This is a genomic window from Duganella violaceipulchra, from assembly GCF_019166075.1.
GTDB classification, from domain to species: domain Bacteria; phylum Pseudomonadota; class Gammaproteobacteria; order Burkholderiales; family Burkholderiaceae_D; genus Rugamonas; species Rugamonas violaceipulchra.
This window is the reverse complement of the sequence record NZ_JAHTGR010000128.1, coordinates 1-445: the sequence shown is the minus strand read 5'-3', so window position 1 is coordinate 445 and position 445 is coordinate 1. Positions and strand designations below refer to the sequence as shown.

General features: G+C 76.4%; 1 protein-coding gene. It reads right to left on the bottom strand.

What is annotated here, in order from left to right; genetic code table 11:
- Positions 1-445: condensation domain-containing protein (locus tag KVP70_RS33295; protein WP_229225269.1), on the bottom strand; the 445-nt coding region annotated here is incomplete at both ends.

Genomic DNA, 445 nt, shown 5'->3' with positions numbered 1-445 from the left:
TGATGCCGATCGACCAGCCGTCGGAAATGATGTGGTGCTGGGTCAGCAGCAGCACATGCTCGTCGTCGGCCAGTTGCAGCAGCCGGCCGCGCACCAGCGGGCCGGCGGCCAGGTCGAAGGCCTGGGCCGCCTCGTCGGCGCGCAGGCGCGCCACGGCGGCGTCCTGTTCGTGGCCGGGCAGCGCGCGCAGGTCGTGCAGGGACAGCGCGAAGCCGTGGCCGGCGGCGGCGATGGCCTGGACCGGGGCGCCGTCGCGCTCGACAAAGGTGGTGCGCAGGCTTTCGTGGCGGGCCACCAGGCGGTCGAGCGTGGCGCGCAGGGCCGGCAGGTCGAGCGCGCCGCGCAGGCGCAGCGCGGCCGGCAGGTGGTAGGCGGCGCCGGCCGCGGCGTCGAGCTGGGCCAGGAACCACAGGCGCTGCTGCGCCAGCGACAGCGGCGGCGCTTG